The sequence below is a fragment of the Leptospira ellinghausenii genome, from assembly GCF_003114815.1.
Taxonomy (GTDB): domain Bacteria; phylum Spirochaetota; class Leptospiria; order Leptospirales; family Leptospiraceae; genus Leptospira_A; species Leptospira_A ellinghausenii.
Map to the genome: position 1 here is coordinate 116,441 of NZ_BFAZ01000006.1, position 24,406 is coordinate 140,846.

The 24,406-nt window shown below is 37.1% G+C and carries 22 protein-coding genes; 20 read left to right on the forward strand and 2 right to left on the reverse strand.

Translation table 11 applies throughout. From position 1 onward, the window contains the following. The first annotated feature begins 3 nt into the window (after positions 1–3). From DI076_RS05880 to DI076_RS05900, 5 genes are read left to right on the forward strand one after another with little or no spacing between them, the layout of a single operon-like run. Positions 4–2,880 (forward strand): BamA/OMP85 family outer membrane protein, encoded by a 2,877-nt coding sequence (locus tag DI076_RS05880; RefSeq protein ID WP_108959043.1) that lies wholly within the window; start codon positions 4–6, stop codon positions 2,878–2,880. Then, positions 2,881–5,064 carry an ATP-dependent helicase gene (locus DI076_RS05885; RefSeq protein WP_108959044.1) on the forward strand — a complete coding sequence of 728 codons (2,184 nt, stop codon included), beginning with the start codon at positions 2,881–2,883 and terminating at the stop codon, positions 5,062–5,064. It abuts the gene before it with no gap. An 18-nt stretch (positions 5,065–5,082) separates the two neighbouring features. Next, a complete protein-coding gene (locus tag DI076_RS05890) occupies positions 5,083–5,511 on the forward strand; it encodes an LIC11625 family surface-exposed protein (RefSeq protein WP_108959045.1) in 429 nt (142 codons plus the stop codon). A 23-nt stretch (positions 5,512–5,534) separates the two neighbouring features. Further along, on the forward strand, positions 5,535–6,404 hold the full coding sequence (locus tag DI076_RS05895; RefSeq protein ID WP_108959046.1) for a 3'(2'),5'-bisphosphate nucleotidase CysQ: 870 nt from the start codon (positions 5,535–5,537) through the stop codon (positions 6,402–6,404). Beyond that, positions 6,398–7,531, forward strand: coding sequence for a glycosyltransferase family 4 protein (locus DI076_RS05900; protein WP_108959047.1), 1,134 nt, complete (start codon positions 6,398–6,400; stop codon positions 7,529–7,531). The genes DI076_RS05895 and DI076_RS05900 overlap by 7 nt, the downstream gene beginning before the upstream one ends. On the opposite strand, the gene DI076_RS05905 is transcribed toward DI076_RS05900, so the two are convergent. Then, a complete protein-coding gene (locus DI076_RS05905) occupies positions 7,520–7,906 on the reverse strand; it encodes a hypothetical protein (RefSeq protein WP_245918294.1) in 387 nt (128 codons plus the stop codon). The two genes, DI076_RS05900 and DI076_RS05905, sit on opposite strands and share 12 nt — an antisense overlap. Between DI076_RS05905 and DI076_RS05910 the strand changes: the two genes are divergently transcribed. From DI076_RS05910 to DI076_RS05920, 3 genes are all read left to right on the forward strand, one after another. After that, positions 7,906–8,439: a TlpA family protein disulfide reductase gene (locus DI076_RS05910; RefSeq protein WP_108959048.1), complete on the forward strand. Its 534-nt coding sequence runs from the start codon at positions 7,906–7,908 to the stop codon at positions 8,437–8,439. The two genes, DI076_RS05905 and DI076_RS05910, sit on opposite strands and share 1 nt — an antisense overlap. A 135-nt stretch (positions 8,440–8,574) precedes the next feature. Beyond that, a complete protein-coding gene (locus tag DI076_RS05915; protein ID WP_108959049.1) occupies positions 8,575–10,509 on the forward strand; it encodes an AMP-dependent synthetase/ligase in 1,935 nt (644 codons plus the stop codon). A gap of 87 nt (positions 10,510–10,596) precedes the next feature. Next, positions 10,597–11,268: an LIC11631 family protein gene (locus DI076_RS05920; protein ID WP_108959050.1), complete on the forward strand. Its 672-nt coding sequence runs from the start codon at positions 10,597–10,599 to the stop codon at positions 11,266–11,268. On the opposite strand, the gene DI076_RS05925 is transcribed toward DI076_RS05920, so the two are convergent. Beyond that, positions 11,252–11,803, reverse strand: a complete 552-nt coding sequence (locus tag DI076_RS05925; protein ID WP_369689760.1) for an LON peptidase substrate-binding domain-containing protein — start codon at positions 11,801–11,803, stop codon at positions 11,252–11,254. The genes DI076_RS05920 and DI076_RS05925 overlap by 17 nt on opposite strands. A 111-nt stretch (positions 11,804–11,914) precedes the next feature. Here DI076_RS05925 and rfaE1 point away from each other — a divergent pair, with 111 nt between their 5' ends. The 12 genes from rfaE1 (at position 11,915) to DI076_RS05985 (ending at position 24,405) form a co-directional block, all read left to right on the forward strand. After that, the gene (gene rfaE1 / locus DI076_RS05930) at positions 11,915–12,934 is read left to right on the forward strand and encodes a D-glycero-beta-D-manno-heptose-7-phosphate kinase (protein ID WP_439957273.1); all 1,020 of its coding nucleotides are present in this window, start codon (positions 11,915–11,917) and stop codon (positions 12,932–12,934) included. Beyond that, positions 12,931–13,419, forward strand: coding sequence for a D-glycero-beta-D-manno-heptose 1-phosphate adenylyltransferase (rfaE2, locus tag DI076_RS05935; protein WP_108959053.1), 489 nt, complete (start codon positions 12,931–12,933; stop codon positions 13,417–13,419). Before rfaE1 ends, rfaE2 begins: the two co-directional genes overlap by 4 nt. 63 nt (positions 13,420–13,482) lie before the next feature. Continuing rightward, positions 13,483–15,105 carry a CTP synthase gene (gene pyrG / locus DI076_RS05940; protein WP_108959054.1) on the forward strand — a complete coding sequence of 541 codons (1,623 nt, stop codon included), beginning with the start codon at positions 13,483–13,485 and terminating at the stop codon, positions 15,103–15,105. A 1-nt stretch (position 15,106) separates the two neighbouring features. Continuing rightward, entirely contained in the window at positions 15,107–15,952 is an 846-nt protein-coding gene (gene kdsA, locus DI076_RS05945; RefSeq protein WP_108959055.1) for a 3-deoxy-8-phosphooctulonate synthase, read from the forward strand. Positions 15,953–15,962: 10 nt separating this feature from the next. Beyond that, positions 15,963–16,508 carry an LPS export ABC transporter periplasmic protein LptC gene (gene lptC, locus DI076_RS05950; protein WP_108959056.1) on the forward strand — a complete coding sequence of 182 codons (546 nt, stop codon included), beginning with the start codon at positions 15,963–15,965 and terminating at the stop codon, positions 16,506–16,508. Next, complete coding sequence (locus DI076_RS05955) at positions 16,505–17,842, forward strand: LptA/OstA family protein (RefSeq protein WP_108959057.1); 1,338 nt, start codon at positions 16,505–16,507, stop codon at positions 17,840–17,842. Before lptC ends, DI076_RS05955 begins: the two co-directional genes overlap by 4 nt. 49 nt (positions 17,843–17,891) lie before the next feature. Then, positions 17,892–18,599, forward strand: a complete 708-nt coding sequence (gene lptB / locus DI076_RS05960) for an LPS export ABC transporter ATP-binding protein (RefSeq protein WP_108959262.1) — start codon at positions 17,892–17,894, stop codon at positions 18,597–18,599. After that, positions 18,600–20,021 carry an RNA polymerase factor sigma-54 gene (gene rpoN, locus DI076_RS05965; protein ID WP_108959058.1) on the forward strand — a complete coding sequence of 474 codons (1,422 nt, stop codon included), beginning with the start codon at positions 18,600–18,602 and terminating at the stop codon, positions 20,019–20,021. A 3-nt stretch (positions 20,022–20,024) separates the two neighbouring features. Beyond that, positions 20,025–20,993, forward strand: a complete 969-nt coding sequence (gene hprK / locus DI076_RS05970; protein WP_108959059.1) for an HPr(Ser) kinase/phosphatase — start codon at positions 20,025–20,027, stop codon at positions 20,991–20,993. Next, positions 20,968–21,243 (forward strand): HPr family phosphocarrier protein, encoded by a 276-nt coding sequence (locus tag DI076_RS05975; RefSeq protein ID WP_108959060.1) that lies wholly within the window; start codon positions 20,968–20,970, stop codon positions 21,241–21,243. The genes hprK and DI076_RS05975 overlap by 26 nt, the downstream gene beginning before the upstream one ends. Further along, positions 21,233–23,056, forward strand: coding sequence for an LIC_11548 family sensor histidine kinase (locus DI076_RS05980; RefSeq protein ID WP_108959061.1), 1,824 nt, complete (start codon positions 21,233–21,235; stop codon positions 23,054–23,056). The genes DI076_RS05975 and DI076_RS05980 overlap by 11 nt, the downstream gene beginning before the upstream one ends. Then, positions 23,056–24,405 (forward strand): sigma-54-dependent transcriptional regulator, encoded by a 1,350-nt coding sequence (locus DI076_RS05985; protein ID WP_108959062.1) that lies wholly within the window; start codon positions 23,056–23,058, stop codon positions 24,403–24,405. The genes DI076_RS05980 and DI076_RS05985 overlap by 1 nt, the downstream gene beginning before the upstream one ends. Position 24,406: the final 1 nt, after the last annotated feature.

Genomic DNA, 24,406 nt, shown 5'->3' on the forward strand with positions numbered 1-24,406 from the left:
TTTTTGAAACTTCGTAAAAATTTAAAATACCTTAGTCTATTTGTATTTTCTTTGCTTTTGATAACATCAGCAGAGTGGGTATCCCTATGGTCTAACCGCTCTATATTTATCGATAAAGTCATTACAAAAATAGAATTTAAAGGAAACATCAATACATCTTCGGATGATATTTTAGAATTAATGGATATGAGACCTGGGATCCAACTTTCTCAGGGTTTACTCAATGCGGACATGCGTGCATTGTTTGTTTCTGGTTTTTTTTACCACATCGACATCCAAGGGGAAGCAGATGGTGATGGAGTTAAAATCTTAGTTCTAGTAAAAGAACGACCTAGGGTAAAAGATATTGATTTTATAGGTGCTGATGAAGTTTTCCCTTCCGACCTCAGAGATAAAATTCCATTGAAGGAAAACGAGGTCATTACTCCGAAGAAAGTGACACTTTCAAAGGAAGTGATTTTGAAAAAATACCGAGATGAAGGTTTTTTTCTAGCCTATGTACGTTTTGAAACGGAACCAGTGAATCCGGAAACAAACACGGTTAAGGTGAAGTTTATTATTGATGAGGGTGAAGAAATACCTGTCAGTAAAATTAATATCTTTGGAAATAATGAAATCGATACATACGATATCCAAGGCATAATGGATTTAAAGGAAAGTGGTATCATTGAATCTGGTGTATTCAAAGAATCTGCTTTTGAATCAGACAAACAAAAAATTGCTGCCTATTTAAAATCGAAGGGATATGTAGACGCAGAAATTAGTAATGAAGGTACAAACTGGGAAATCCGTTGGGAAAATCCCAAGAAAAAAGATAAACGTGTTGTCATTGTTAATTTTAAGATCATCGAAGGTGAACAATACTTTTATAACGGTTATACAACGAATCACGACTTAACCATTGCTCCCAATGGGATGCCACAGTTTTTAAATAAAGAAAACAATCCGATTGGAACTCCGAAGGAAGAGTGGTCTCCTGTTTACCCGGTCAAGTTTTTAGAAGATCAGTTTGAATTTGCTCCTGCCGATGTGGGAGAGGTATTCGATGAAACAAAATTTCAAAAGGATAGATCCTCAATTAACGAAGCATATTCGGCAAAAGGATATTTATTTGCTCAGGTAATCCCACGAAGAAAAGTCGTAGAACTTAGTGATGGATCATTGTCACGTTATGAGAATTGTGATAAAAGAGGAAATCCAGATGCAATCGCTGATTGTAATGAAGAATACAATCGTTTGAATGTTGCTAGACTCAGAAAAATATATGAAGAAAATCCTAAGTTACGTGGTAAAAAATTCATTCACGTAGATTTTACGATCCGTGAAAATAATTTAGCATTCATCGAAAATATCATCATTAAGGGAAATAAAAAAACCCAAGACCGAGTGATTCGACGCGAATTATTGTTTAAACCCGGTGATTTATTTAACTCATCGCTTGTAAACCGTTCCAGGGAAAGGATCTTTAACTTAGGTTATTTCAAGGAAGTAAATTTTAATATGAGACCAGGTTCAGATGAAACGAAAATGAACCTGATCATCGAACTTGTAGAGCAACCAACGGGAACTGTCTCGATGGGAGGTGGATACGGAACCATCACAGGCTTTTCCATCTTTACACAGTTAGGGGAAAATAACTTAAACGGATCTGGGCAACAAATCACTGGAAGGGTAGAATTTGGTCCTATTCGGAGATACTTACAAATCTCTTGGACTGAACCATGGTTTATGGACAAACCTTGGTCCCTTACTCTTTCTGCCTTTTATTCCTCACGAACTCTGTTTGTGGGAGCCACCTCCATTACCGAAAATAACAACCAAGGGATTAAAGAAGTTGCTTCCTATGAAAGATCAGGGGTAGGAGTCAGTGCTGGTATTGGACACAGATTTCTCATTAACTGGACACATTTCCATCGTTATTCCCCATCGTTTTTTGCCTCTACTCGACCTACATCTCTTGTATCTGACCAAGTCCTTGCTGAAGTAGATCGCGGATGGCAATTTCGTTCGCAGTTAACGAATGGTATTGCTTATGATAGTCGTGATAACATTTTTAATTCAACACAAGGTTTCAATTTAATATTCTCCGTGGATAATGTCGGTCAGTTTTTGGGTGGAGAAAGTCATTTTGATCAGTTTAGTCCAATATTAGAATATTATCATACATGGTTCGATTATACTTTTTTTGGTTTAATTCGAAAAAATGCGCTTAGAAGATGGAGGGTTGTCCAACAATTTAGGACTTCTTCCGTATTTACTTTTGAAAGAACACCTAAGTATCGAAACCAAGACAAGGAAAGGATTCCCTATATCCAAGTGCAAGATAGATTGTTTCTGGGAGGATACGAATCTTTACGAGGATGGTTTTTTGACGATAAATATTATCCAGATGAGTGGAAAGATGGTGCCGCAAGTAGGGTTTTGTTTACTTCTGAATTAAGGTTTCCCATTGAACCAAGTTTATTATGGTTTGTTATCTTTTTTGATGCAGGTTCGATGTATGAGCAGATCAATCGTGCTGTTGGTGAACGAAAAGAGTTTTTTAAGAACTATGATAGTTTGGTTGCTACGCAAAGATCAACAGAACCAGTTGAAACATATTTATTTGAAAACTATAATTCTTTTGGTAAAAAAATCTACGATTCACCACTTGTTGTAAACGATCCTGGTAATTTGGTTCTTTCGAGTAAAAATCTATCTATGTCAAACTTTCGTTTTTCTTGGGGTTTTGGTCTAAGGATCCAAATTCCAGTACTTCCACTTAGGTTGTATTTTGCTCAGAAGATTCGGTATACAGGTGTTGAAGATAGACCTTTTGGATTATATCCCGATAATAATAGTTTCCAGTTTGTATTCGGAATTGGGGACATGCGATTCTAAGTGGAGTTAGTCGGGCTTAATGCAGAGCAAAAACTAGCCGTTGAAACGGTCGATGGACCACTTTTGATCTTGGCAGGGGCAGGTTCTGGCAAAACAAGAGTTATTACATACCGAATCGCAAATTTAATCCTCAATCATAAAATTTATCCAAACCAAATCTTAGCAGTAACATTCACAAATAAAGCAGCAGAGGAAATGCGCTCCAGGTGCAGGAGTTTATTGCCGGATGGAAACTATGAACCCTTTGTCCGCACCTTTCATTCCCTTTGTTTGTATTTATTGAGGAGAGAAGGTAAGGTTTTGGGCCTTGGGAGTAATTTCACTGTGTATGACAGTGATATGCAAGAGTCCCTTATCAAAGAAATTTTAAAGTCAAAGGAAATGGACACAAAAGAATTTCGTCCATCAAGTCTCGCGAATCAATTTTCTCAAGCCAAAGATTCTTTCTTAACAGCGGAAGAATTTGCTAAAAAAAAGGCAGATGATGCTTATACCAAATCGATTGCTTCCGTATTTTTGGAATATGAAAAAAGGAAATCATTACGTAATGCTTTGGACTTTGGCGATTTAATTCTAAAGACAGTAATTCTATTTCGTGATTTTCCGGTCATTTTAGAGAAATACCAGAGATTGTGGAAATACATCATGGTAGACGAATACCAAGATACGAATAAAATACAATACCATTTGGTTCAGTCACTTTCTTCCTTTCATAAGAACTTATGTGTGGTGGGAGATGATGATCAGTCCATTTATTCTTGGCGTGGTGCCGATATCTCGAATATTCTAAATTTCAAAAAAGACTATCCTGATGCAGTTGTTGTTAAATTAGAAGAAAACTACCGGTCCACAAAAACCATCATCGAATCCGCAGCTGCCTTAATCGCGAATAACAAACAAAGAACCAATAAAACCTTACGCACTGAAAATCCGTTAGGTGACAAGATTAAACTCACTGCATACCAAAACGAGATGGAAGAATCGGAAGGAATTGTTCAAAAAATTCTGTCTGGATACCGAAGGGGAAAAAAATATTCCAACTTCGCTATTTTTTACAGAACCAATTCACAATCCAGATACTTTGAAGAAGCACTTCGGAAAAAAGCTATCCCATATAAAATTTTCGGTGGTTTTCGTTTTTTTGACAGAAAAGAAGTTAAAGATTTAATTGCCTATTTGTCCGTAGTAGTGAATCCAGTGGATTCAACTTCCTTACTCCGTATCATCAACTCTCCTCCCAGAGGAATTGGTGATACGACTGTCAATCGACTTCTGACCCATTCCGTAAAAGAAGGATTATCTTTATTTGAGTGTTTAGGCCAACCAATTCCTGAAATCAAAAAAGGAACTTCACAAAAATTACATTCGTTGTATCGGATGTTTGAATCAGCAATGGAAGATTTAAGAAAAAAAACTCCTTCAGAAATTGCTTACGATGTTTTGGAACATTCTGGTTATCGGGAATTTTTAGAAAATGAAGGGACTGAGGACTCGTTTTCGAGACTTTCCAATTTAAATGAATTTGTAAATGCACTTAAAGAATTTGAAGAAACAAACTCTGAAGCAACATTAGAAGAATATTTAAGTAATATTTCGCTTATCACAAGTGAAGAAAATTCAAAAGATCTTCCTGATTATGTAATCCTTATGACAGTTCACAACGCAAAAGGCTTGGAATTCCCGCATGTATTTATGACAGGTATGGAAGAGGGCACTTTTCCTCATTTTCTTTCCATTGATTCGCCTGAGGGAATCGAAGAAGAAAGAAGACTTGCATACGTTGCGATCACTCGAGCACGCGAACATTTAGAGATTAGTTTTAGTCGTTTTACTCGAAAATTTGGAGAAGTGGATGCTCGGTTACCCTCCCAATTTTTGGAAGAGATTCCAAAAGAATATTTGGAAGGGGAATTTACAGAAAATCGATACGGTGTTAGAAGGCCGGATGTTACTCCGCGTGCTGAAAGGTTTCAAAAATCAGAAGAAAAATTTGAATCAGTTCTTGCGAAAACAGGAGACAGTGATTTCCAAATCGGAATGAAAGTTAGACATAAAGTATACGGAGAAGGACGTATTTTAAGTTTGTCTGGTTCTGGGGACAACCGAAAGGTAGAAGTGAGATTTGGCTCCCATTTGGATAAAAAATTCTTATTGGCATATACACCATTAGAGATAATATCATGAGGAATCAGGGGTAAACTTATGAAGTTTTTGATTAAAGTATTGGTAATCGTCAGTTGTACTGTTACAGTTTTATATTCACAACAAAGCACTGGTTTGGTGGAAGAGTTTACCAAATTAGAGGACCATCTAAGAAACCCAAAACTCACTGAAGAACAAAAGAAAAAAAACTTTGAAGCAAATATGGTAAGTTCTGTTCGCAGTACATTATCAAAACGGTTTGCAAATCCAAAAAAAGAATTAAAAGATTTAAAATTCCAAGACTTACAAACAGAACGTCCAGAAGGTACAAATACTTTTTATGTAAAGTATAAGAACTATTATTTTCAATACCAGTTCCCAGTGGATCCAGAAACATATGTAACGTCACCAATAGAAGAAATTGTATTAGAGAAACCAGAAGGATTGGATTTAAGTTCTGGTGCGCATAAAGAAGAAAAAAAGAATTAATTAGGTCCAGAATAAAGGACGGAATGGAAGAACAAGAATTTCAGGAAGTATGGCGGTGGGTTCTATCAGTTGGGGATTCCATCTTAAGCATTTATAAAACTGATTTTCAGATTCGTGATAAAGGTGGTAACGATCCTGTTACTGAGGCGGATTTGTATGCGAGTGAATTTTTGTATGAAAAAATATCCAATCGATTTCCTGGACATGGGTTTTTGTCAGAGGAAAAGGCGGATACAGTATCTCGTTTAGAAAAGGAATGGGTTTGGATTTTAGATCCGATTGACGGAACTCGTGAATTTGTCAAAAAGAATGATCAATTTGCACTCAGCTTGGGACTTGTTCGGAATGGTGAGGCAATTTGGGGGATCATCTTTAACCCTGCAACTGGTGAATTTTTTTCGAAAGGAAAAAATAGTTTTTTTGCAAAACTCCAAGCACCATATGCAACAGAAGCAAATTTTAGAACCTTACTTGTTGAAAGTGGCTCCGTACTACATCCCTTACAAGAATTAAATTACCAAACTAAAAAACCTGTATTGATTGTTTCGGCTTCAGAAATGCGAGAAGGTCTTTTTGATGATACTTTTTGGCATGAAGATTTTGAAATTCGATCTATGGGAAGCATTGCTTATAAACTTGGTTTATTATCCGCAGGATTTATCGATTTAATTGTTTCGTTAAAACCAAAAAATGAATGGGATATATGCGGTGGTATTGCTTTATTAGATGAGGAAAATTTTACATTTTTTCCATTAAAAGATAAACCATATTCCTTTAACCAAAACACAACTTTATCATTTGGGCTTGTTGCAGGAAAAAGAAAAGCCGTAGAATATTTGGAAAGTAAAATTGATTTCCACCAACTTTCACTTAAGGTGAAGGAACGATGGTAAAAACTTATAAAATTGGATTGGATGCTCGTCCATTATCCACAAGAGTCTCAGGAGTTGGACGTCTCATTGCAGAAACTTTAAAAGCTTTTCCCAATCAAGAGAAATATGAGTTTTTGCTATTTTCACATTTACCAATTCATCCTGATCATAAAGCAGTTCTTGGGTTAAAAAATGTTAGGTGGGTAGAAGGTGGAGGTTTTTTAAAATGGAAAGGCGGATTGTATTATAATCTTTATGTTCCTTTTTATTTAATGACTCATCGGTTGGATTTGTTTTGGGGCTCACAACAAGTACTTCCACCATTTTTGCCAAGAGAACTGAAGGCAGTTCTCACGTATTGTGATTTAGTACTGTATTTATATCCAAATACAATGCGTTGGATTGCGAGATTACAACAAAGAATATTCCAAAGTTATTCCGTTAGGCGTTCGAGCTTTATCTTATCCATATCCAAACAAACAAGTGATGATATGTGTAAAAAATTTGATTATCCAGTTCAAAAAACTGGAGTTGCTTATCCTGGAGTGAATCCAGTGGAAATGACAAAATTATTAGACACACCGATTTCAAACCGAGTGAAAGACTTAGGGAATGGATATCTCTTATCTGTTTCCACAATCGAACCAAGGAAAAATTATCCTTTTTTACTCGAAGTGTTTCGTGAATACAGGAAAAAAAATCCTCACCACTACAGACCATGGGTGATTGTTGGAAAAATCGGATGGGAATCTCCTGAATTCATAGAGGAGTTAATCCAAGAAAGAACACTCTACAAAGATATTTTTATCTTAGATTCTGTTTCTGATTCTGAATTACAACATGTGTACAAACGAGCAGGGCTTTTTGTTTTTGCGAGTAAGTATGAAGGTTTTGGAATTCCCATGGTGGAAGCTTTATTTCATAAGATCCCGTGCATTGTATCTGATATTCCTACTTTCCATGAAATTGGAAAGGATGATGTTTGTTATTTACCAATTCATTCCAAAGGGGATAGCAAACGTTGGGCGGAGACCATTGATTCCTACTTTCAAAATCCAACTCCGGTAAATGTTTCCATTGATGAATTTCGTTGGGAAAATGCAGCTAAAATTACAGAATCTGTATTTCGAACAATTTTAGAAGAATGATAAAAACCCTTTCTTTTTAGTCACTACACCAGAAAATAAAATTTTAGTTTTATCTTGTTTGGGGACCACATGTAAATGGAAACGTTCCTTTGTCATGGCCTGGATTTCACATTCCCAGTCTTCGGCATTGGCGATTAGTTTGATCCGGTCACAAAGGATGTCACCTTCCACCGACCAATGGAGATTGTATTTGGTTTTTCCTCGAGAAAAAACGGATTTGATTTGGTTCTCTTGAAACTTCCATATAACGAGAGTTTCATCACCTGATTCATATGGTTCTGTGAAGGAAGGGATCATCGAAATTCCTTTTCCTTTCCAGTTTCCCTTTACGTAATCATTCCATTCGTCTAAGTTGGAGAAGTAGTTATAAATCAATGATTCCAAAAAGTAAAACTGTATTCTCCCAATTGATATCTTCCAGATTTTATCTTCTCGTTTTCCTTTCTTTCTTTTTTTGTAAAACAGAAACAGGAAAAGTAGATTTTTATCCAGACCCACTTCCGACGTTCACTGGGACCACTGAGACTTTGTCGGATTGGAAAGGCAAAGTGATCGTTTTGGATTTTTGGGCCACTTGGTGTGAACCATGTGCAAAAGCAGTTCCTACAATCAATGAATGGAAACACTCTGTTTCCGAGACAGATTTTGTTTTTCGAGGGATCAATACAGATACTACGGAACCACTGGATAAAATTAAAAAGGACATGATTCGATTGAATATGAGTTATCCCACCTTACTTGATAAAGACTGGAAAATGACAGATTTTTACAAAGTGGAAGGGATACCATGTGTTCTTGTTTTTGATCGTTCAGGAAAGATTGTGTACCGGCAGTACGGCTTGGAAAAAGAAGACCTAACAGGGCTTCTCATCCGTTCTCATGTTTGGGCCAAGTCTGATCTGCCATAATTGTGCAATGCCAAACAAAGTTTTGCGGGTTCCTTGATTTCAATGGCAAGAATGAAAATGTCTTGACTCATGTTCGTTAAAAAAGTCCCTTAAAGATACCTTTTACCGTTTTCTTTTCAGAAAGGAGTCAGAATCATGCCAGCCAATTTGCCCGAACTCTTCCAGCAGAGTGCTGAAAAATTTGGGAACCGCCCCGCGTTCGTTAGTAAAGACGAATCGAAGTCCTATAAACCAGTCACCTTCAAAGAAGTGTATGATCTTGGTATCAACTTAGCAGAAGCTCTTATTGATTTAGGTGTGAATGCGAAAGAAAATGTAGCGTTGCTTGCCGATAACCGATTGGAATGGATTGTTTCCGATTACGGTATCCTTATGGCAGGTGCTGCTGATGTTCCACGCGGAACCGATATTACCGATTCCGAAATTGTTTATATTCTCAATCACTGTGAAGCAAAAGTTGTTTTCTTAGAAAATGATAAAATGTTGGAAAAGTTCCAAAAGAACCGTTCACAGCTCGAATTTGCAAAAACACTCATTGTAATGGATAAAAAATCCACTGCAACTGGTGTGTTAAAAATGTATGACCTGATTGAAAAAGGGAAAGAACTAAGAGCCAAAGGTTCCAAAAAAGCAGAAGAAAGAATGAAATCCATTCTTCCTGATGACCTTTTTACCATCATTTACACTTCGGGAACAACAGGAATGCCAAAAGGGGTTATGTTAAAACACAGTAACATGCTCCACCAAACAAGAGTCATTCTTGGAAGTATGATCGAAATCAAAGCCGACGAAAGAATGTTATCCATTCTTCCAGTATGGCACGTATTTGAAAGAGTTTTCGAATACCTTGCGATTGCTGCAGGATGTGCAACGTATTATACGAATGTTCGTGATCTACGTGATGATATGAAAAAAGCAAAACCAACGTTTATGGCATCTGCGCCTAGACTTTGGGAAAGTATCTATAATGGTATTTATACAAGAATCAATGATCCAAAACAAACTCCTGCAATCCGCAGAGGTTTGTTCAATTTGGCATATTTTTTCTCAAAACACTTCAATGCAGCGACTCGTTTTTTGAAAGGAAACCAAGTTGATTACGTTGGACGAAATCCAATTGTTTCTCTTTTTAAAGGTGTTTATTACCTAACAGTTGCTATCGTTTTGGCGATTCCATACTTTTTACTCGATTTAGTGGTCCTCTCGAAAATCCGTGAGGCAACTGGTGGTGAGTTAAAAGCATCTGTTTCTGGTGGTGGTGCTTTACAAAGGCACGTCGATGCATTCTTCAACGATATTGGAATCAATGTATTAGAAGGATATGGAATGACGGAAACTTCGCCAGTGATTTCAGTTCGTACGTTCAAACGATTGGTCCAAGGTTCCGTTGGGGTGATCACTCCTGAGACAGAATTACAAATCCGAGATGATTTGGGTAAAGTTCTCACTCACATTGATGCGAACCAAAAATTGGTTTCAGGATCTTATGGCAAACGTGGTGTCATCCACATCCGTGGACCACAAGTGATGAAAGGTTACTACAAAAACCCAGAAACCACAGCAAAAGTCCTCAAAGATAATTGGATGGACACAGGCGACATTGGAATGTTCAATTTCAAAAAAACCCTTACCATTACAGGCCGTGCAAAAGACACAGTGGTTCTTCTTGGTGGTGAAAACGTAGAGCCAGTACCGATTGAAGACAAACTCACAGAGTCTCCTTTTATCTCGCAGTGTATGGTGATTGGCCAAGACCAAAAGAATTTGGGTGCTATCGTGGTTCCTGATTTTGAACAATTAACTGCTTGGGCTAAGGAAAATGGAATCGGTGAAACAGATAAACAGAAACTCATCGAAAACCCGAAGGTCCTCGATTTCTACAAAAAGGAAATCAAAGCACTCAACAATACCAAAACTGGATTTAAGTCGTTCGAACAAGTGACTCCTTTCATCCTCATCACAAAACCATTTGAAGTCGGTGATGAATTGACAAACCTGTTCAAAATGAAACGCCACTTAATCACAGAGAAATACAAAGACAAAATCACTGCCCTATACGCAGGTGATTAATTTCTCGCCTTCCAAGTAAAAAGTTCCGCCTCAACGCAGGGGCGGAATTTACTCTTCTCTTTTCCAAAGTCCGTCGATACTTTTTATGTGAATCGTTTAGATGGATCAGTCGTTTCTTCCCAAACAGGGGTATTTTACCCATACCAACACCAAGATTTTTATGCCATGGATTCCTTGTTTTTATCTCCTTTGAAAGAGGAAGAAATTTGGGATTTCCAATCCATTTCACAGGTTCAGTTGGGATTTCTTGGTTTTTTAACCCTTCGCAGTTTCATTCGAGAGGATCTAGAATTGCCAAAACTCCAAGTAAGAGGTCTTTCGAAACAGTGGCGTTCTTTTCTCGCAAAGGAAAATTTTTTAGGGAAACAAGTCCCTTGGGAAACTTTGGATTTTATTCCGAATTTGGTTGGGGAAAATCTAACACCTGAATCTGGTTTTGGAAAAAAAGGCCATTGGACAAACGAGTTCCACTTTGAGAAAAAAGAGGGAAATTCCACTTCTTTGTTTTTCATCGCAACGAAAAAACAGAGCGAAACTGATGTTGCCATCAGTGATTTGATGAAAGATTTTTTATTATATTCCCAAACGAATCATTATCTGGAAAGAGCATACATACGAAAAGAGAACTCTAGTTATTTGTATCTAAACGCAAAAGAAACAAATCCAAGAGTATTTTATCGAGAAAATAATTCTGAGTTTCCGTCCTTTTTATTTTTAGTGGCAGAGTTAAAAAATAAAACGGTTATTCCCCCAAATTAAGACCCATTAACACTTGTTTTAGTAAATTCGCTTTTGTGTCTAAATTGGTTGTTTCCAGAATGGTTTGTTTTGTTTTAAAATCGAAGTAAATGAGCGATGCAATAAAATCTACAGGAAATGGGTGAACCAAAATTTGGTTCATTTTTAAAATTAGGTCTTCCTCGGCACCTTCAGCAAGTAAGATTCGTTTGGTGAGAACTAACAATTCTTCAATTTTTTCTTTTAATTCATCTGAAACATTTTTATTCCTTTGGTGTTCTCGTTTGGATACTTGTGCGATGTAAAAGGGCTCTGTGGAAGTTAAACTGACAATCTCTGCCGTTCCTAATCCCTCTAAAATGATATTGGATCTTCCGTCGGGCAAAGATTCCTTTTGGATGATATGTCCAAACCCTACAACCTCAGGAATGGGAGGTAATCCATTTCCCAAATACCCTTTAGGATAAGGTGCCATTCCCATTTCTCCTCCATTTTCCAAACAAAAATCCAGTAACATTCTATACCTTGGCTCAAAGATATGTAAGGGTAAAAACATTCCAGGAAACAGAAATACATCTGGTAAAGGAAATAGTGGTAAGGGGAAGGTTGACACAGAGAAAGGTTTTAGATTCCATGTTTAGTTGTAAACCAATTCAAGGATTCGGCTTTGTTGAAAATCAAAAAATCTTTGCTACACCAAACCTTTGCCAAACTTTCCCAAATCAAAGTTCTCGTCATAGGAGATTTGATTTTAGATGAATACTTAATTGGATCAGTGGAAAGAATCTCTCCCGAAGCACCTGTTCCCGTTGTTTGGGTTAGAAACGAAAAACAAACTTTAGGTGGATCTGGTAATGTTGTTCAAAACTTATCTTCCATTGGAGTAAAAGGGATTGTTTTTGGAAGGATCGGACAAGACAAAGCTGGTGAAAATTTAGAATCAATTTTACTTTCTAATTCAGTAGCAAAGGAAGATTTAGCCTTACTAAAATCCAAACATATTCCTACGATTCTAAAAACGAGAATCATCGCTTCCCACCAACAAGTTTGCCGTGTGGACAGAGAAGAAATTGTCCCACTGACAAATGACGAAGAAAAACAAATTTTGGAACAATTTAAAGAAAAAATCAAAGAAGCATCTGCCGTGATTCTCTCTGATTATGATAAAGGTTACCTAACACCTTCTTTGATCCAAGCTGTTATTTCTCTTTGTAATGCAGAAAATAAAATTGTGACTGTAGATCCGCAAGTAAGCCATTTTTTCTTATACAAAAACATTCACATCATGACACCAAACCATCATGAGGCGGGTAAGGCATTGGGTAAAAAACTATCCAGTGATTCTGAAATTGAACTCGCTTGTCGCGAAATTTCTGAAAAAATCACTCCTGATGCGATGATGATTACCAGAGGGGAAAAGGGAATGTCAATTTATGAAAGGACATCCAATCGTTTTTACCATATCCCCACAGTCGCAAAAGAAGTATTTGATGTAACAGGGGCAGGTGATACTGTAATCACCACCTATACTGCATTTCTAGCAAGTGGCATGAGCATTGGGGAAGCAGCCCTTGTCTCGAATGTAAGTGCGGGGATTGTCGTTGGAAAACTGGGTGCGGCAACCGTGACACAATCTGAGATTGAAGAGGCTCTTCGTACTTTAGGTTATCTTGAGGAATCAAAATGAGTTTTTTCGAGTCACTACAAAGTAAAATCATCGCACAAGAAACCATCGAAATAAAACGTAAGTCCCTCGAAGGAAAAAAAATCGTATTTACAAATGGTTGTTTTGATATTTTACACCCGGGTCATGTGAGTTACTTAGCACAGGCTCGCGATTTAGGAGATTTACTTTGGATTGGTGTGAATTCTGATGAGAGTGTCAGAAGATTAAAAGGTGAGTCGAGACCTATCAATTCCTGTGAAGACCGAATGATGGTACTTGCAGCTTTATCTTCCGTTGATTTTGTTTCCAGTTTTCCTGAAGACACTCCCTTAGAAATTTTAAAAAAAGTAAGACCTTCCATCCATTCAAAAGGTGGGGATTACCAAATTGAGACCCTCCCAGAATACAAAATTTTAAAGGAGATGGGTGCGGATATTCAAATTTTGCCATTTGTTTCCGGAAAATCCACTACTAAGATTTTAGAAAAAGCCAAATCCCCTTCCTAAACGTATTGATTTTGGACCCAAATCCCAACAGTCTGTAAAAAACATTCTTTTTTGAGGTCCAGTTTGTCCAAGACCAGATATATATTCATTACCGGTGGTGTTTCCTCTTCTTTGGGAAAAGGGGTCACTGTCGCCGCTCTCGGTTGTTTGTTAGAAGCCAGAGGTTATACCGTCTCTTTACAAAAAATGGATCCTTATATCAATATTGACCCAGGTACAATGAGTCCCTACCAACATGGGGAAGTGTATGTGACCGAAGATGGAGCCGAGACGGATCTAGATTTAGGTTATTATGAACGATTCACCAAGTCAAAATTTTCCCGTAAAAATTCTGTATCAACTGGGCAAATTTACCATGCAGTCATAGAACGAGAACGGAAAGGGGACTACCTAGGAAGAACCGTACAAGTTGTACCACATATCACAAATGAAATCCGAAATCGAATTTATAACCTAACACGAGATCAAGAAACAGATTTTGTGATCGTGGAAATTGGAGGGACTGTTGGAGATATTGAGTCCATTCCATTTTTGGAAGCAATTCGTCAAATGCGATATGAACATGGTAGTAACCAAGTTTTATTCCTCCACCTAACGCTTGTACCAACGATTACGGCAGCTGGTGAAGCCAAAACAAAACCTACCCAACACTCAGTAAAAGAGTTATTGGCGCTAGGAATCCAACCAGATGTATTAATCTGTCGTATTAATAAACCAATGTCAAAAGAGATGAAAAATAAAATCTCTCTCTTTTGTAATGTGAAAGAACAAAATGTAATTTCAGCAGTTGATATTACCACTTCCATTTATGAAATTCCTCTGATGTATAGAGAAGATAAATTGGATGAGGTTGTTCTCAATGCACTTGGTATGGATTTACGGAAACTTAATTTTTCCCAATGGGAAAATATGGTTAAAAAAATTCGTAATACCAAAAAGACCGTAAAAGTGGCGTTAATTGGAAAATATATTTCCTTACAAGATGCATATCGATCCGTTTACGAATCCTTGGCACATGGTGGAATTGCGAATGATGTAGAAGTGGAAGTTGTCAAAATTAATCCAGAAGATATTGATTCCAAAAATACCAAGGAACTTTTAAAAGGAGTTCATGGAATTCTGGTTCCAGGTGGCTTTGGAGAACGTGGGATCGAAGGAAAAATTGCAGCCATCCAATATGCAAGAACCAAACAGATTCCATTTTTTGGAATTTGTTTAGGAATGCAATGTGCAGTGATTGAATTTGCACGCCATGTTTTGGGATTCAAAGATGCCAATTCAACTGAATTCAAACCAAATGTTGAATACCCTGTAATTTCAATGATTGAAGAACAAAAAGAAATCGAACGTATGGGTGGAACTATGCGCCTCGGTGCTTATCCTTGTGTTGTCAAAAAAGGAACACTTGCTTATTCCGAATACAAAGCTGATCGAATTTCAGAACGTCACAGACACCGCTTTGAATTTACACTTCGATTTAAGGATGATTTTGAGAAAAAAGGAATGAATTTATCTGGTTTTTCACCTGATGGTAGTTTGGTGGAGATCGTCGAAATTCCAAACCATCCTTGGTTCATTGGTGTTCAATTCCATCCAGAATTCCAATCGAAACCAACAGATCCACATCCACTCTTTGCAGGTTTTATTAAGGCTGCATCGAAATTAGCGAAAAAATCGGAGGATTAAGATGTACGATTTAATTGAAGAAAGAGAATTTTTTGGAAAAAAAATCGGAGGTCGTCAGCCGTTTTTTTTAATCTCTGGGCCTTGTGTGATGGAAAACAAAGACCTACTTGATCGAGTTTGTGGTGAAATGAAGGCCATCTGTGATGAGTTAGGGATTGTTTATATTTTTAAATCTTCTTTTGACAAAGCCAATCGTTCCTCCATCAATTCCTATCGAGGTCCAGGTTTGGAAGAAGGACGCAAACTCCTCGATTTTATCAAACATAAATATAATGTTCCTGTTTTAACCGACATCCATGAAACCATACAAGTGGATCCATTAAAAGACACAGTGGATATCTTTCAAATTCCGGCTTTCCTTAGCAGACAAACGGATCTCATTGCCAAAGCTGCAGAAACGGGAAAATGGGTGAATGTGAAAAAAGGTCAGTTTATGGCACCTGATGACACACGGCATATCAAAACCAAAATCCAAGAGTCTGGTTCCGAAAAATACATGGTCACCGAACGTGGTGCAAGTTTCGGCTATGGAAACCTTGTGTTTGACTTGAGAGGCATTCCTATGATGCATAAACATGGAATTCCCATTGTATTTGATGGTACCCATTCCGCACAGTTACCTGGTGCTGCTGGCAATATAACAGGTGGTTTACGAGAGTTCATCCCGCATATGATGCGAGGAGCGGTTTCTGTTGGAGTGGAAGGACTTTTTATGGAAGTACACCCTGATCCTGAAAAAGCTTTATCGGATGCAACAACTCAATTTCCTTTAGCAAAAGCAAAAGTTTTACTCACTCAACTATTAGAATTGGATCGTTTGGTTAAAACGAAATTCTTAGAGGACTAGTCCATCTCCAATGAAAACGAAGGTATGGACATTGTGTTTCCTCTTAGTTTTTACTGCATGTAAAGACAAGGAATACCTTCGGATCGAAGTCGAAAAAGAATCTGGATCTATGGTTTCGATGAGAAACTTTAGCCGTGCTTCTTACAAAGAATCGGGTGAATTGGAGTGGAAACTAAAAGGAGCGGAATCGTATATTTTTCCTAAAGAAAACAAAACCATTGTGTATGGATTTGAATTCAATCAGTTTGAGAAAGGAAAGGTTACGTCTCTCATGACAGGGAATCGAGGAGAGATCAACCACCAAACTAAAACTGTTGTTTTGGAGGGGAAAGTTCGCTTAAGAACGAATGATGGAAAATTTATCGAATCCGAATCACTTACTTATAATTTAGAGGAAAAAACTCTCTCTTCAGAAGCGGATGTTCTTGTTTATTCAGACGGCACCACCATTCGAGGGAAAGGATTACGTGCAGATAAAAGTTTAAATAAATTTACCATCATCCAACCAAAGGCAGTTACTGTCGGTGGATCCAATCCACTGAAGGAAAAACCATGAGGCGATTGGTTGTCGTATCTATATTCTTTGGATTTGTTTTGCAATTAAAATCATCACCGATTCCTATTTTGTATGGGAACGATGATTTTTTAAAAGCAGATGAGGCAATTCTAAAGAACGAAGATAAAAAAACGAAAAAAGATAAAATCCCAATCATTTGGGGAGGAAGTAGTCTCACTCAAGAAGAAAGAATGATGAATGGATTTCCAGTAAAAGTTTTTATCTTAGGTGGTGGTGCTTATATCATGCATAAGTCCATCAAACTCAGTGCCAAGGAAATTGAAATCATTGGAGAAGAGGCTCTCATCGGAAACCTAAAAGGCCAAGTGATCGTTGAAGACATTCAGAATGGAGTCACACTCACAGCAACAAAAGGTGTTTATGATAAAGTTGCAGGCACAGTTAGTTTGGAAAATCACCCAATCTTAACTCAAAAAAAAGATGGAAAAATAGTTCGAATTAAATGCCAATCTATCCTTCGGAATTTGGAAGAAGCGAAAACAACTCTTGCTGGAAAAGTAGTCGTTACATCAGAAGAATTCCAAGTGTTTGGCGAGGATGCAGTTTTTTCTGAAAAAGAAGATCGTATTGATTTGAAAGGAGAGCCGTTTTTGTTCTCCGAAAATCGTTTTCTCATTGGACAAACCCTTTCTTATTTTGTGAAAGAGGGAAGTATCCAATTGGATGGTGATGCAACCATCTACCAAGTGAGTTACGAAAATAAAAAAGATAAAGAAAAAGATACAGTCACCAAAGAAAGAGTCATAACTTTGTTTTCAGGCAAAACTTTGACTCATTTAAATAAAGGAAAAGAAACTGTTACCTCTATGAATGGTAATGCGTTTATGTACAGAAAAAATTCTGAATTTAAAGCTGATTTATTGGAAAGTAGAAAAAGTAATAAAGAAATAAAAGCTACAGGTAATGTAAGTTATTTGGATAAAGAAAATGGTTATCGAATGGAAGGTGGGATCCTTTTTTATGATAAAGAAAAGGGTTATTCTTATTTAACCGAAACTCCAAAAATAGTTTTTTTAAATAAAAAAGATTTAGTGGAACGTGGACAATTAACATCTGTCTTTATTGAAAGATTTGATGATAAAAATGAAACAGTTGCCAGAGGTGATGTGCAAGTAGAAACACAATCCGCAAAAGCTACTGGAGAGTTTGCCACTTATTATGAAAAAAAAGATGAACTAGTATTGGAAGGAAACCCAACCCTTGTGAGAGACTCTACAAAAGTATCTGCTGGGAAAATCATCTTGTTTCCAAAATCGGACAAAGCCTTCTTAACTGATGGGCTAAAGGTAATCCCGAATGGTGAAAAAAAGTAAAGTAGCGGATAAAAAGAAAGAACTCGATCCAAATGTAAAAACATTTAGGATGGAAAATCTGGTAAAAATCTATAACAAACGTAAGGTTGTAGATGGGGTCAGTTTTTATATCCGAAAAGGTGAAATCGTAGGCCTTCTTGGACCCAATGGTGCCGGTAAAACGACAAGTTTTTATATGAGTGTCGGTTTTGTGACTCCCGATGAAGGTCATGTATTTATCGATAAAGAAGACCTAACCAAAGCACCAATGCACATTCGTGCTAGAATGGGTGTTGGTTATCTTGCCCAAGAGGCAAGTATCTTTCGTAAATTGACTGTTGCCGAAAATTTGGAAGCAATTTTGGAAACGATGAATTTACCTGGTGATGAAATCATCCGTCGTCGGGATGAACTTCTCATGGAACTACAAATTATGCGAGTGGCCAACCAAAAAGGTTACACACTTTCTGGTGGAGAAAGACGGAGATGTGAAATTGCAAGAGCACTTGTCACTAACCCCGACTTTATTCTGTTAGATGAACCGTTTGCAGGTGTTGACCCGATCGCTGTAAAAGATATCCAAAATGTAATTCAATCCTTAAAGGAAAGAGGTCTTGGAATTTTAATTACTGACCATAACGTTAGGGAAACATTAAAGATTACAGACCGCGCTTACATCATGTATAGTGGTAGAATTTTAATTTCAGGAACTGCGGATGATCTCATCAATGATCCAGAAACAAGAAGAATTTATTTAGGTGAGGATTTTAAACTTTAGATGAAACTCGGGGCTTCACTTTCACAACGCCAAACGCAAAAACTGGTGATGACCCAGGACTTACGTCAGTCCATTGAACTATTATCTTTATCAACATTAGAATTATCAGACAAAATACAAAACGAATTATTGGAAAACCCACTGCTTGATGAAGTGGGAGTAGATGAAAAATCAAAAATGCCTGAGCTTTTTTCCATCGATGAAGTAAAACGATTGGAAAAACTCAATCACGAAAAAAGCACAGATGTAAACTGGCAAGATAGTTACTCATTAGAAGGGCCAAGGACCTACGATACAGAAGCGAGTGATAGAAATCAGAAATACATCGAATCTTCGACTCGAGGGGAAACTTTAGAAGAACACTTACTGAACCAACTGCGCCTCATCAAACTCACAAAATTGGAATTTGAAATTGGTGAAGTTTTAATCAGTATGATAGATGAAAAAGGTTTCATCACTGATGATTTGTCACTTGTATCGAAAGAAATGGGTTATCCTGAGGCCAAAGTTCGTAGGGTTTTGCAAGTGATCAATGAGTTGGATCCAATCGGAATTGGAGCCAAAGATATGCAAGAAACCCTTCTCATTCAAGGAAGGATTTTGTTTCCTGACAACATCGTTTTGCACCAACTGATAGGGGAATTTCTTTCGGATTTAGAAAAGGTTGATTATAAAAAAATTGCAAAAAATTTAAAAATCACAGAAGAAGAAATTCTTAGTTTAGCGAGGTTGATAAAAAAATTAGAACCATACCCTGCTACAACCTACCAAGGTAGAAAAATTGATTATGTTGTTGCCGATGTTGTAGTGAAACAAGTGGGAAACGAATTTAATATTTTTATCAATGATGAATGGTTACCAAAACTCACAATCCAAGAAGAATACAAAGAATTATTAAACCATAAACTCCCTCCAAAAGAGAAGGAGTACTTTCAGACAAAGTATAGTTCCGCTCAGTGGCTCATCAGGTCCATCCAACAGAGAAGGCAAACCTTACAAAGAGTTGTCAGTTGTATCATCGATTTCCAAGTTGATTTTTTTAGAGGAGGGATTGGATTTATCAAACCTCTCACACTCAAAGAAGTTGCTGAAAAACTGAACTTACATGAGTCTACAATCTCTCGTATCACCACCAATAAATACATCCAAACCACTTGGGGAATTTTTGAATTGAAGTGGTTTTTTTCCTCTGGTGTAAAATCAGCGGAAGGTGGAAAAGAAAGTTCTAAAAAAATACATGAAATTATTCGAAATTTGGTCAAAGAAGAAGATGAAAACAATCCTCTTTCCGACCAAGACATCGTGGAATTGATGGAGAAAAAAGGTATTGAAATTGCACGTAGGACTGTGGCAAAATACCGTAAGGTCTTACGCATCCTTCCATCCAACGAAAGAAAGCGAATCAGTTCACTCAAGGGGTAAACGATGCCAGTTCCAGGAATTACAGTGGAAACCATTCTTCGAGACCATGAAGACTTACAACTTGTGCTGATTACTGGTGAGGTTGGACTTTCGAATCGAATTAATAGTGCTGAAATCAATCGACCTGGTCTTTCCCTTACAGGTTTTTTTGATTTTTTTGCCAATGACAGAATCCAAATTCTAGGCAAAGGAGAATGGGCGTATCTCAATTCTTTGTCACAAGAGAAACTAAACGAAATCACTGATAAGTTTTTTGAATTCCATCTCAATTGTATCATCTATACACATGGGAATGAACCACAAATTCCATTTGTGGAAAGAGCCAAAGAAAAAGGAATTCCCTTATTCAAAACGGAAATTGCCACCCATCGTTTCATTACATTGATTTCACAGATTTTGGACCGAGCCCTCGCACCAAGGACTATGCGCCATGGAGTACTCATTGAAGTGTTTGGGATTGGAACCTTACTCACAGGTCGTTCGGGTGTAGGTAAAAGTGAAACTGCTCTAGAACTCATTGAAAGAGGCCATCGTTTGGTTGCTGATGATATGGTTGAGATCCGACGTCTGAGTGAAAGTTATTTGATTGGATCGTGTTCTGATTTACTCCGCCACCATATGGAAATTAGAGGATTAGGGATTCTTAACATCAAAGATCTGTTTGGTGTTGGATCTGTTAGGGATCATAAACTCATAGAACTCATCATCAATTTAAAAGAATGGGAAGAACAAACTTCAGGAGATTACGAAAGAACAGGAATTGAACAAAGTATGGAAGAAATACTCGGAGTATCAGTTCCTTATATCGAAATCCCGGTCAAACCAGGGCGAAATATTCCTATCATCGTAGAAACAGCCGCCATGAACCAAAGATTACGTAAGATGGGAAAAAATAGCGCAAAGGAATTTTCCAATAAACTCAATACCTATATCCAGCAGAGCACCATTGAAACAAATCCAATTAAAGATTAGAGACGATAGTACAGGACTCCATGCAAGACCAGCATCTTTATTTGTAAAGGTAGCTGCCAGTTTCCCCTGTGAAATTTTTGTCATGAAGGATGACATCGAAGTGAATGGGAAATCGATTATGGGTCTTATGATGCTTGCTTTAGGACCAGGTACAGTGTTTTCCGTAAAAGCAGATGGAAACAAGGAGGAGGAGGCATTACAAGCTTTAGAAACTCTTGTGACTCAAAATTTTGAAACAAATGCCAAGTAAATTCTCTCGTTTCTTGCCATCTCTTTCTGACGAAAATCGTTATTATTTACGCGATATTTTTATCTTTTTTTTGACGTTAGCCATCTCCGTTGGTTTTTCCGAACTTGTATTCTTCAGGGAAGAAGAAGATATATCTTTTTATTCCAAATTAGATACTTACGTCTTCATTCTCATTCCGTTTTTTATTCTTTCTTTGATATTGAGTTATATCTATAGGAATCGTAGAAATCGTGAAACTGGTAAAATTCGAAGTTCCATTCGCTATCGACTCACACTCGCGTTTCTATTTGTAGCACTTGTTCCTTCTTTACCTATTTTTATTTTGTCATCGAATCTAACCGGAAGACTCATTGAAGGTTTTTATCGAGTCGATATATCGAATGCATTACGTTCCGCAAATTTACTTGTCCACCAGGTAGAGAGAGAAAATCAAAATTCCTTTTTGGAACTAGTCTCTAAGTTCCGTTCTGGACTTCTCCGTGAAAAATCTGATGGTTTTATGATTTTTCAGAACGGTATCAAAGATGGACTGATTGAAAAAAATGAATATTATTTGGGTTACCGTGAAAAAAATAAAATTCAATTTGAATCAAAAAATTTATTCCGCCAATTTTCTGCTTTGGAGTATTTAGAATCCAACAAAAGCGGAATCTACTTAAGTCGTTATTATGATCCAGAAAAATCCTATTTAGTTGCAAAATTTGATTTAGAGAATGACCGAACTGTCATCATTGCAGAACGAATCCATAAAGGAATGGAGTCAGATGTATTAAATATCATCAATGCAACTTCTACATATGAAAAAGTAAGTTTGTGGAAAGAAAAAATTCCCTTTAGTGTTCGTATAACGATTGCTAGTTTTTCGTTCTCTATGTTTTTAATTGCAATATTGTTTTCCTTTTTGTTTGCAAGGCGAATTTCCAAACCAATTATCGATTTGGCAAATGCTACAAAAAAAGTTTCTCTTGGTGAATCTGATGTTAGATTAGAAAAAACAGAAGAAGGTGAAATGGGCATTTTGATTGATAGTTTCAATCAAATGGTAAGTGACTTAAAGGCAAAATCCGATGAACTCATGCATACACAAAGGATTGCCGCTTGGAAGGAAGTGGCACAACGGATGGCACACGAAATCAAAAACCCACTCACACCCATCCAACTCTCGGCACAAAGGATCCAGCGAAAATTCCAAAATCCAAAAAAAGAAAATTTGGAATCAGTGATCTTTGATGCAACGGAAACCATCATTGGCCAAGTTCGTGTTCTGGAACATTTGGTGAAGGAGTTTAGCGAATTTGCAAGGATGCCTGTTCCTGTTCTCATCAACCAACACATCAATCCTATCTTAGAAGAAGCAGTGGCACTTTTTCGAGATACCTCTGATATTGAATTTGAACTAAAATTAGCAGAAAATTTACCCGAATTATTCCTCGATAAACGATTGTTTCTTGGTGTAATCAATAATCTTATCAAAAATGCAGTGGAAGCAATTTTGTCGCATGACAATCCAAAAGAAGAGATGGACATTTTGGAAACAAAACGTAAAAAAATTCGGGTCATGTCAAAACTTCAAAAAAAAGCACTGAGAAAGAGTGTCATCGTTGAGATTGATGATTCTGGTCCTGGTCTCAAGGAAGAATGGAGGGAAAAAATATTTGAACCCTATTTTTCAACAAAAGAAAAACATGGATCTGGCATTGGTCTGACCATTGTCCAAAAAACAATAATTGATCACCATGGTCATATCTCAGTTGAAAACTCAAAGTTAGGTGGATGTAAATTTCGAATCGAACTTCCCTTGGAACTATCCTAATGCAGAAATTGATTTATATCTTAGATGATGAAAAAGAAATTCGTAAAACATTACGAGTCATTTTAGAAGACGAAGATTATCTTGTTGAAGATTTTTCAAATGGCAAAACGTTAATGAAAGCTTTATCAAAAGAAAGACCTTCCTTATTGTTATTGGATGTTTGGGTTGGAAAAGAAGATGGTTTATTGATTTTAGACGAATGTAAAAAACTTTATCCAAGTCTTCCTGTAGTGATGATTTCCGGTCATGGAACGATTGAACTTGCCGTGAATGCTACAAAAAAAGGTGCAATTGATTTTTTAGAGAAACCATTGTCGATTGAAAAGGTGATACAAACGATCGAAACATCGATTGAAAAAACAAAAGATTCTGAACTGCCAGATTTTCAACTCGAGGTAGATCAAATTTTAGGTGAATCACCTTCCATCACTCGTGTTAAATTTTCTGTTTTCCAAGCAGCAGAAACCAATGCCAGGGTTTTTCTTTTTGGTGAAAATGGAACAGGAAAGGAATTAACTGCCAGGTCAATCCATCAAAACTCAAAACGCAAAAATGAGCCTTACATTGAATTTAATTGTGCTTCTTTACCAGAAGAAATAATTGAACAGGAGTTATTTGGATTTGAGAATTTGTTAGTGGAACCAAACGAAATAAAGATTGGGAAATGGGAACTTGCCCAACTTGGAACACTCTTTTTAGATGAAGTTTGTGATTTGAGTTTATCTTTGCAATCGAAGGTTTTAAAAGTAATTCTCGACCAAAAATTGGAAAGAGTGGGGGGTAAGGACACAATCCCTGTCGATGTTCGGATTATAGCTGCTTCCAATGCAAATGTAGAAGAAGCAATCCGAGAAGGAAAATTTCGTGAAGATTTGTATTATGCACTCAATGTAATTCCGATCGAATTACCTCCGTTACGCGAAAGAAACCAAGATATTCCTCTGCTTGCAGAATTTTATTTAAAAAAATCGATATCAAAAAACAATTTATCCGCTAAAACCATTGATCGAGAAGGTCTCGATGCTCTTTCCTCCCACTTTTGGCCAGGGAATGTCAGGGAACTTGCCAATATCATTGAACGTTTGAGTATCCTCGTTCCAGGTGATACAATCCGTGCAAAAGATGTAAAAGAGGCACTACACGGATTCAAAAAAGCAAATGAAATGGTGGCAAGGGGAGACTTAAAACATGCAAAAGAAGAATTTGAGCGCCAATACATCATCAAAACCTTACAAATTTGTGAAGGGAATGTGACCCGCACTTCAAAAGCACTTGGGATCGAACGAACACATTTATACAGAAAATTACGTTCCCTCAATATTTCCGTGGAACAATTGATAGAGGGATAAT

Coding starts and splice junctions, on each gene's coding strand:
- hprK (WP_108959059.1), top strand. CDS start 20,025: ATGCCAGTTCCAGGAATTACAGTGGAAACCATTCTTCGAGACCATGAA.
- lptB (WP_108959262.1), top strand. CDS start 17,892: ATGGAAAATCTGGTAAAAATCTATAACAAACGTAAGGTTGTAGATGGG.
- DI076_RS05985 (WP_108959062.1), top strand. CDS start 23,056: ATGCAGAAATTGATTTATATCTTAGATGATGAAAAAGAAATTCGTAAA.
- lptC (WP_108959056.1), top strand. CDS start 15,963: ATGAAAACGAAGGTATGGACATTGTGTTTCCTCTTAGTTTTTACTGCA.
- DI076_RS05955 (WP_108959057.1), top strand. CDS start 16,505: ATGAGGCGATTGGTTGTCGTATCTATATTCTTTGGATTTGTTTTGCAA.
- DI076_RS05890 (WP_108959045.1), top strand. CDS start 5,083: ATGAAGTTTTTGATTAAAGTATTGGTAATCGTCAGTTGTACTGTTACA.
- DI076_RS05915 (WP_108959049.1), top strand. CDS start 8,575: ATGCCAGCCAATTTGCCCGAACTCTTCCAGCAGAGTGCTGAAAAATTT.
- DI076_RS05900 (WP_108959047.1), top strand. CDS start 6,398: ATGGTAAAAACTTATAAAATTGGATTGGATGCTCGTCCATTATCCACA.
- kdsA (WP_108959055.1), top strand. CDS start 15,107: ATGTACGATTTAATTGAAGAAAGAGAATTTTTTGGAAAAAAAATCGGA.
- DI076_RS05925 (WP_369689760.1), bottom strand. CDS start 11,803: ATGTTTTTACCCTTACATATCTTTGAGCCAAGGTATAGAATGTTACTG.
- DI076_RS05910 (WP_108959048.1), top strand. CDS start 7,906: ATGATTCCAAAAAGTAAAACTGTATTCTCCCAATTGATATCTTCCAGA.
- DI076_RS05980 (WP_108959061.1), top strand. CDS start 21,233: ATGCCAAGTAAATTCTCTCGTTTCTTGCCATCTCTTTCTGACGAAAAT.
- rfaE2 (WP_108959053.1), top strand. CDS start 12,931: ATGAGTTTTTTCGAGTCACTACAAAGTAAAATCATCGCACAAGAAACC.
- rpoN (WP_108959058.1), top strand. CDS start 18,600: ATGAAACTCGGGGCTTCACTTTCACAACGCCAAACGCAAAAACTGGTG.
- DI076_RS05895 (WP_108959046.1), top strand. CDS start 5,535: ATGGAAGAACAAGAATTTCAGGAAGTATGGCGGTGGGTTCTATCAGTT.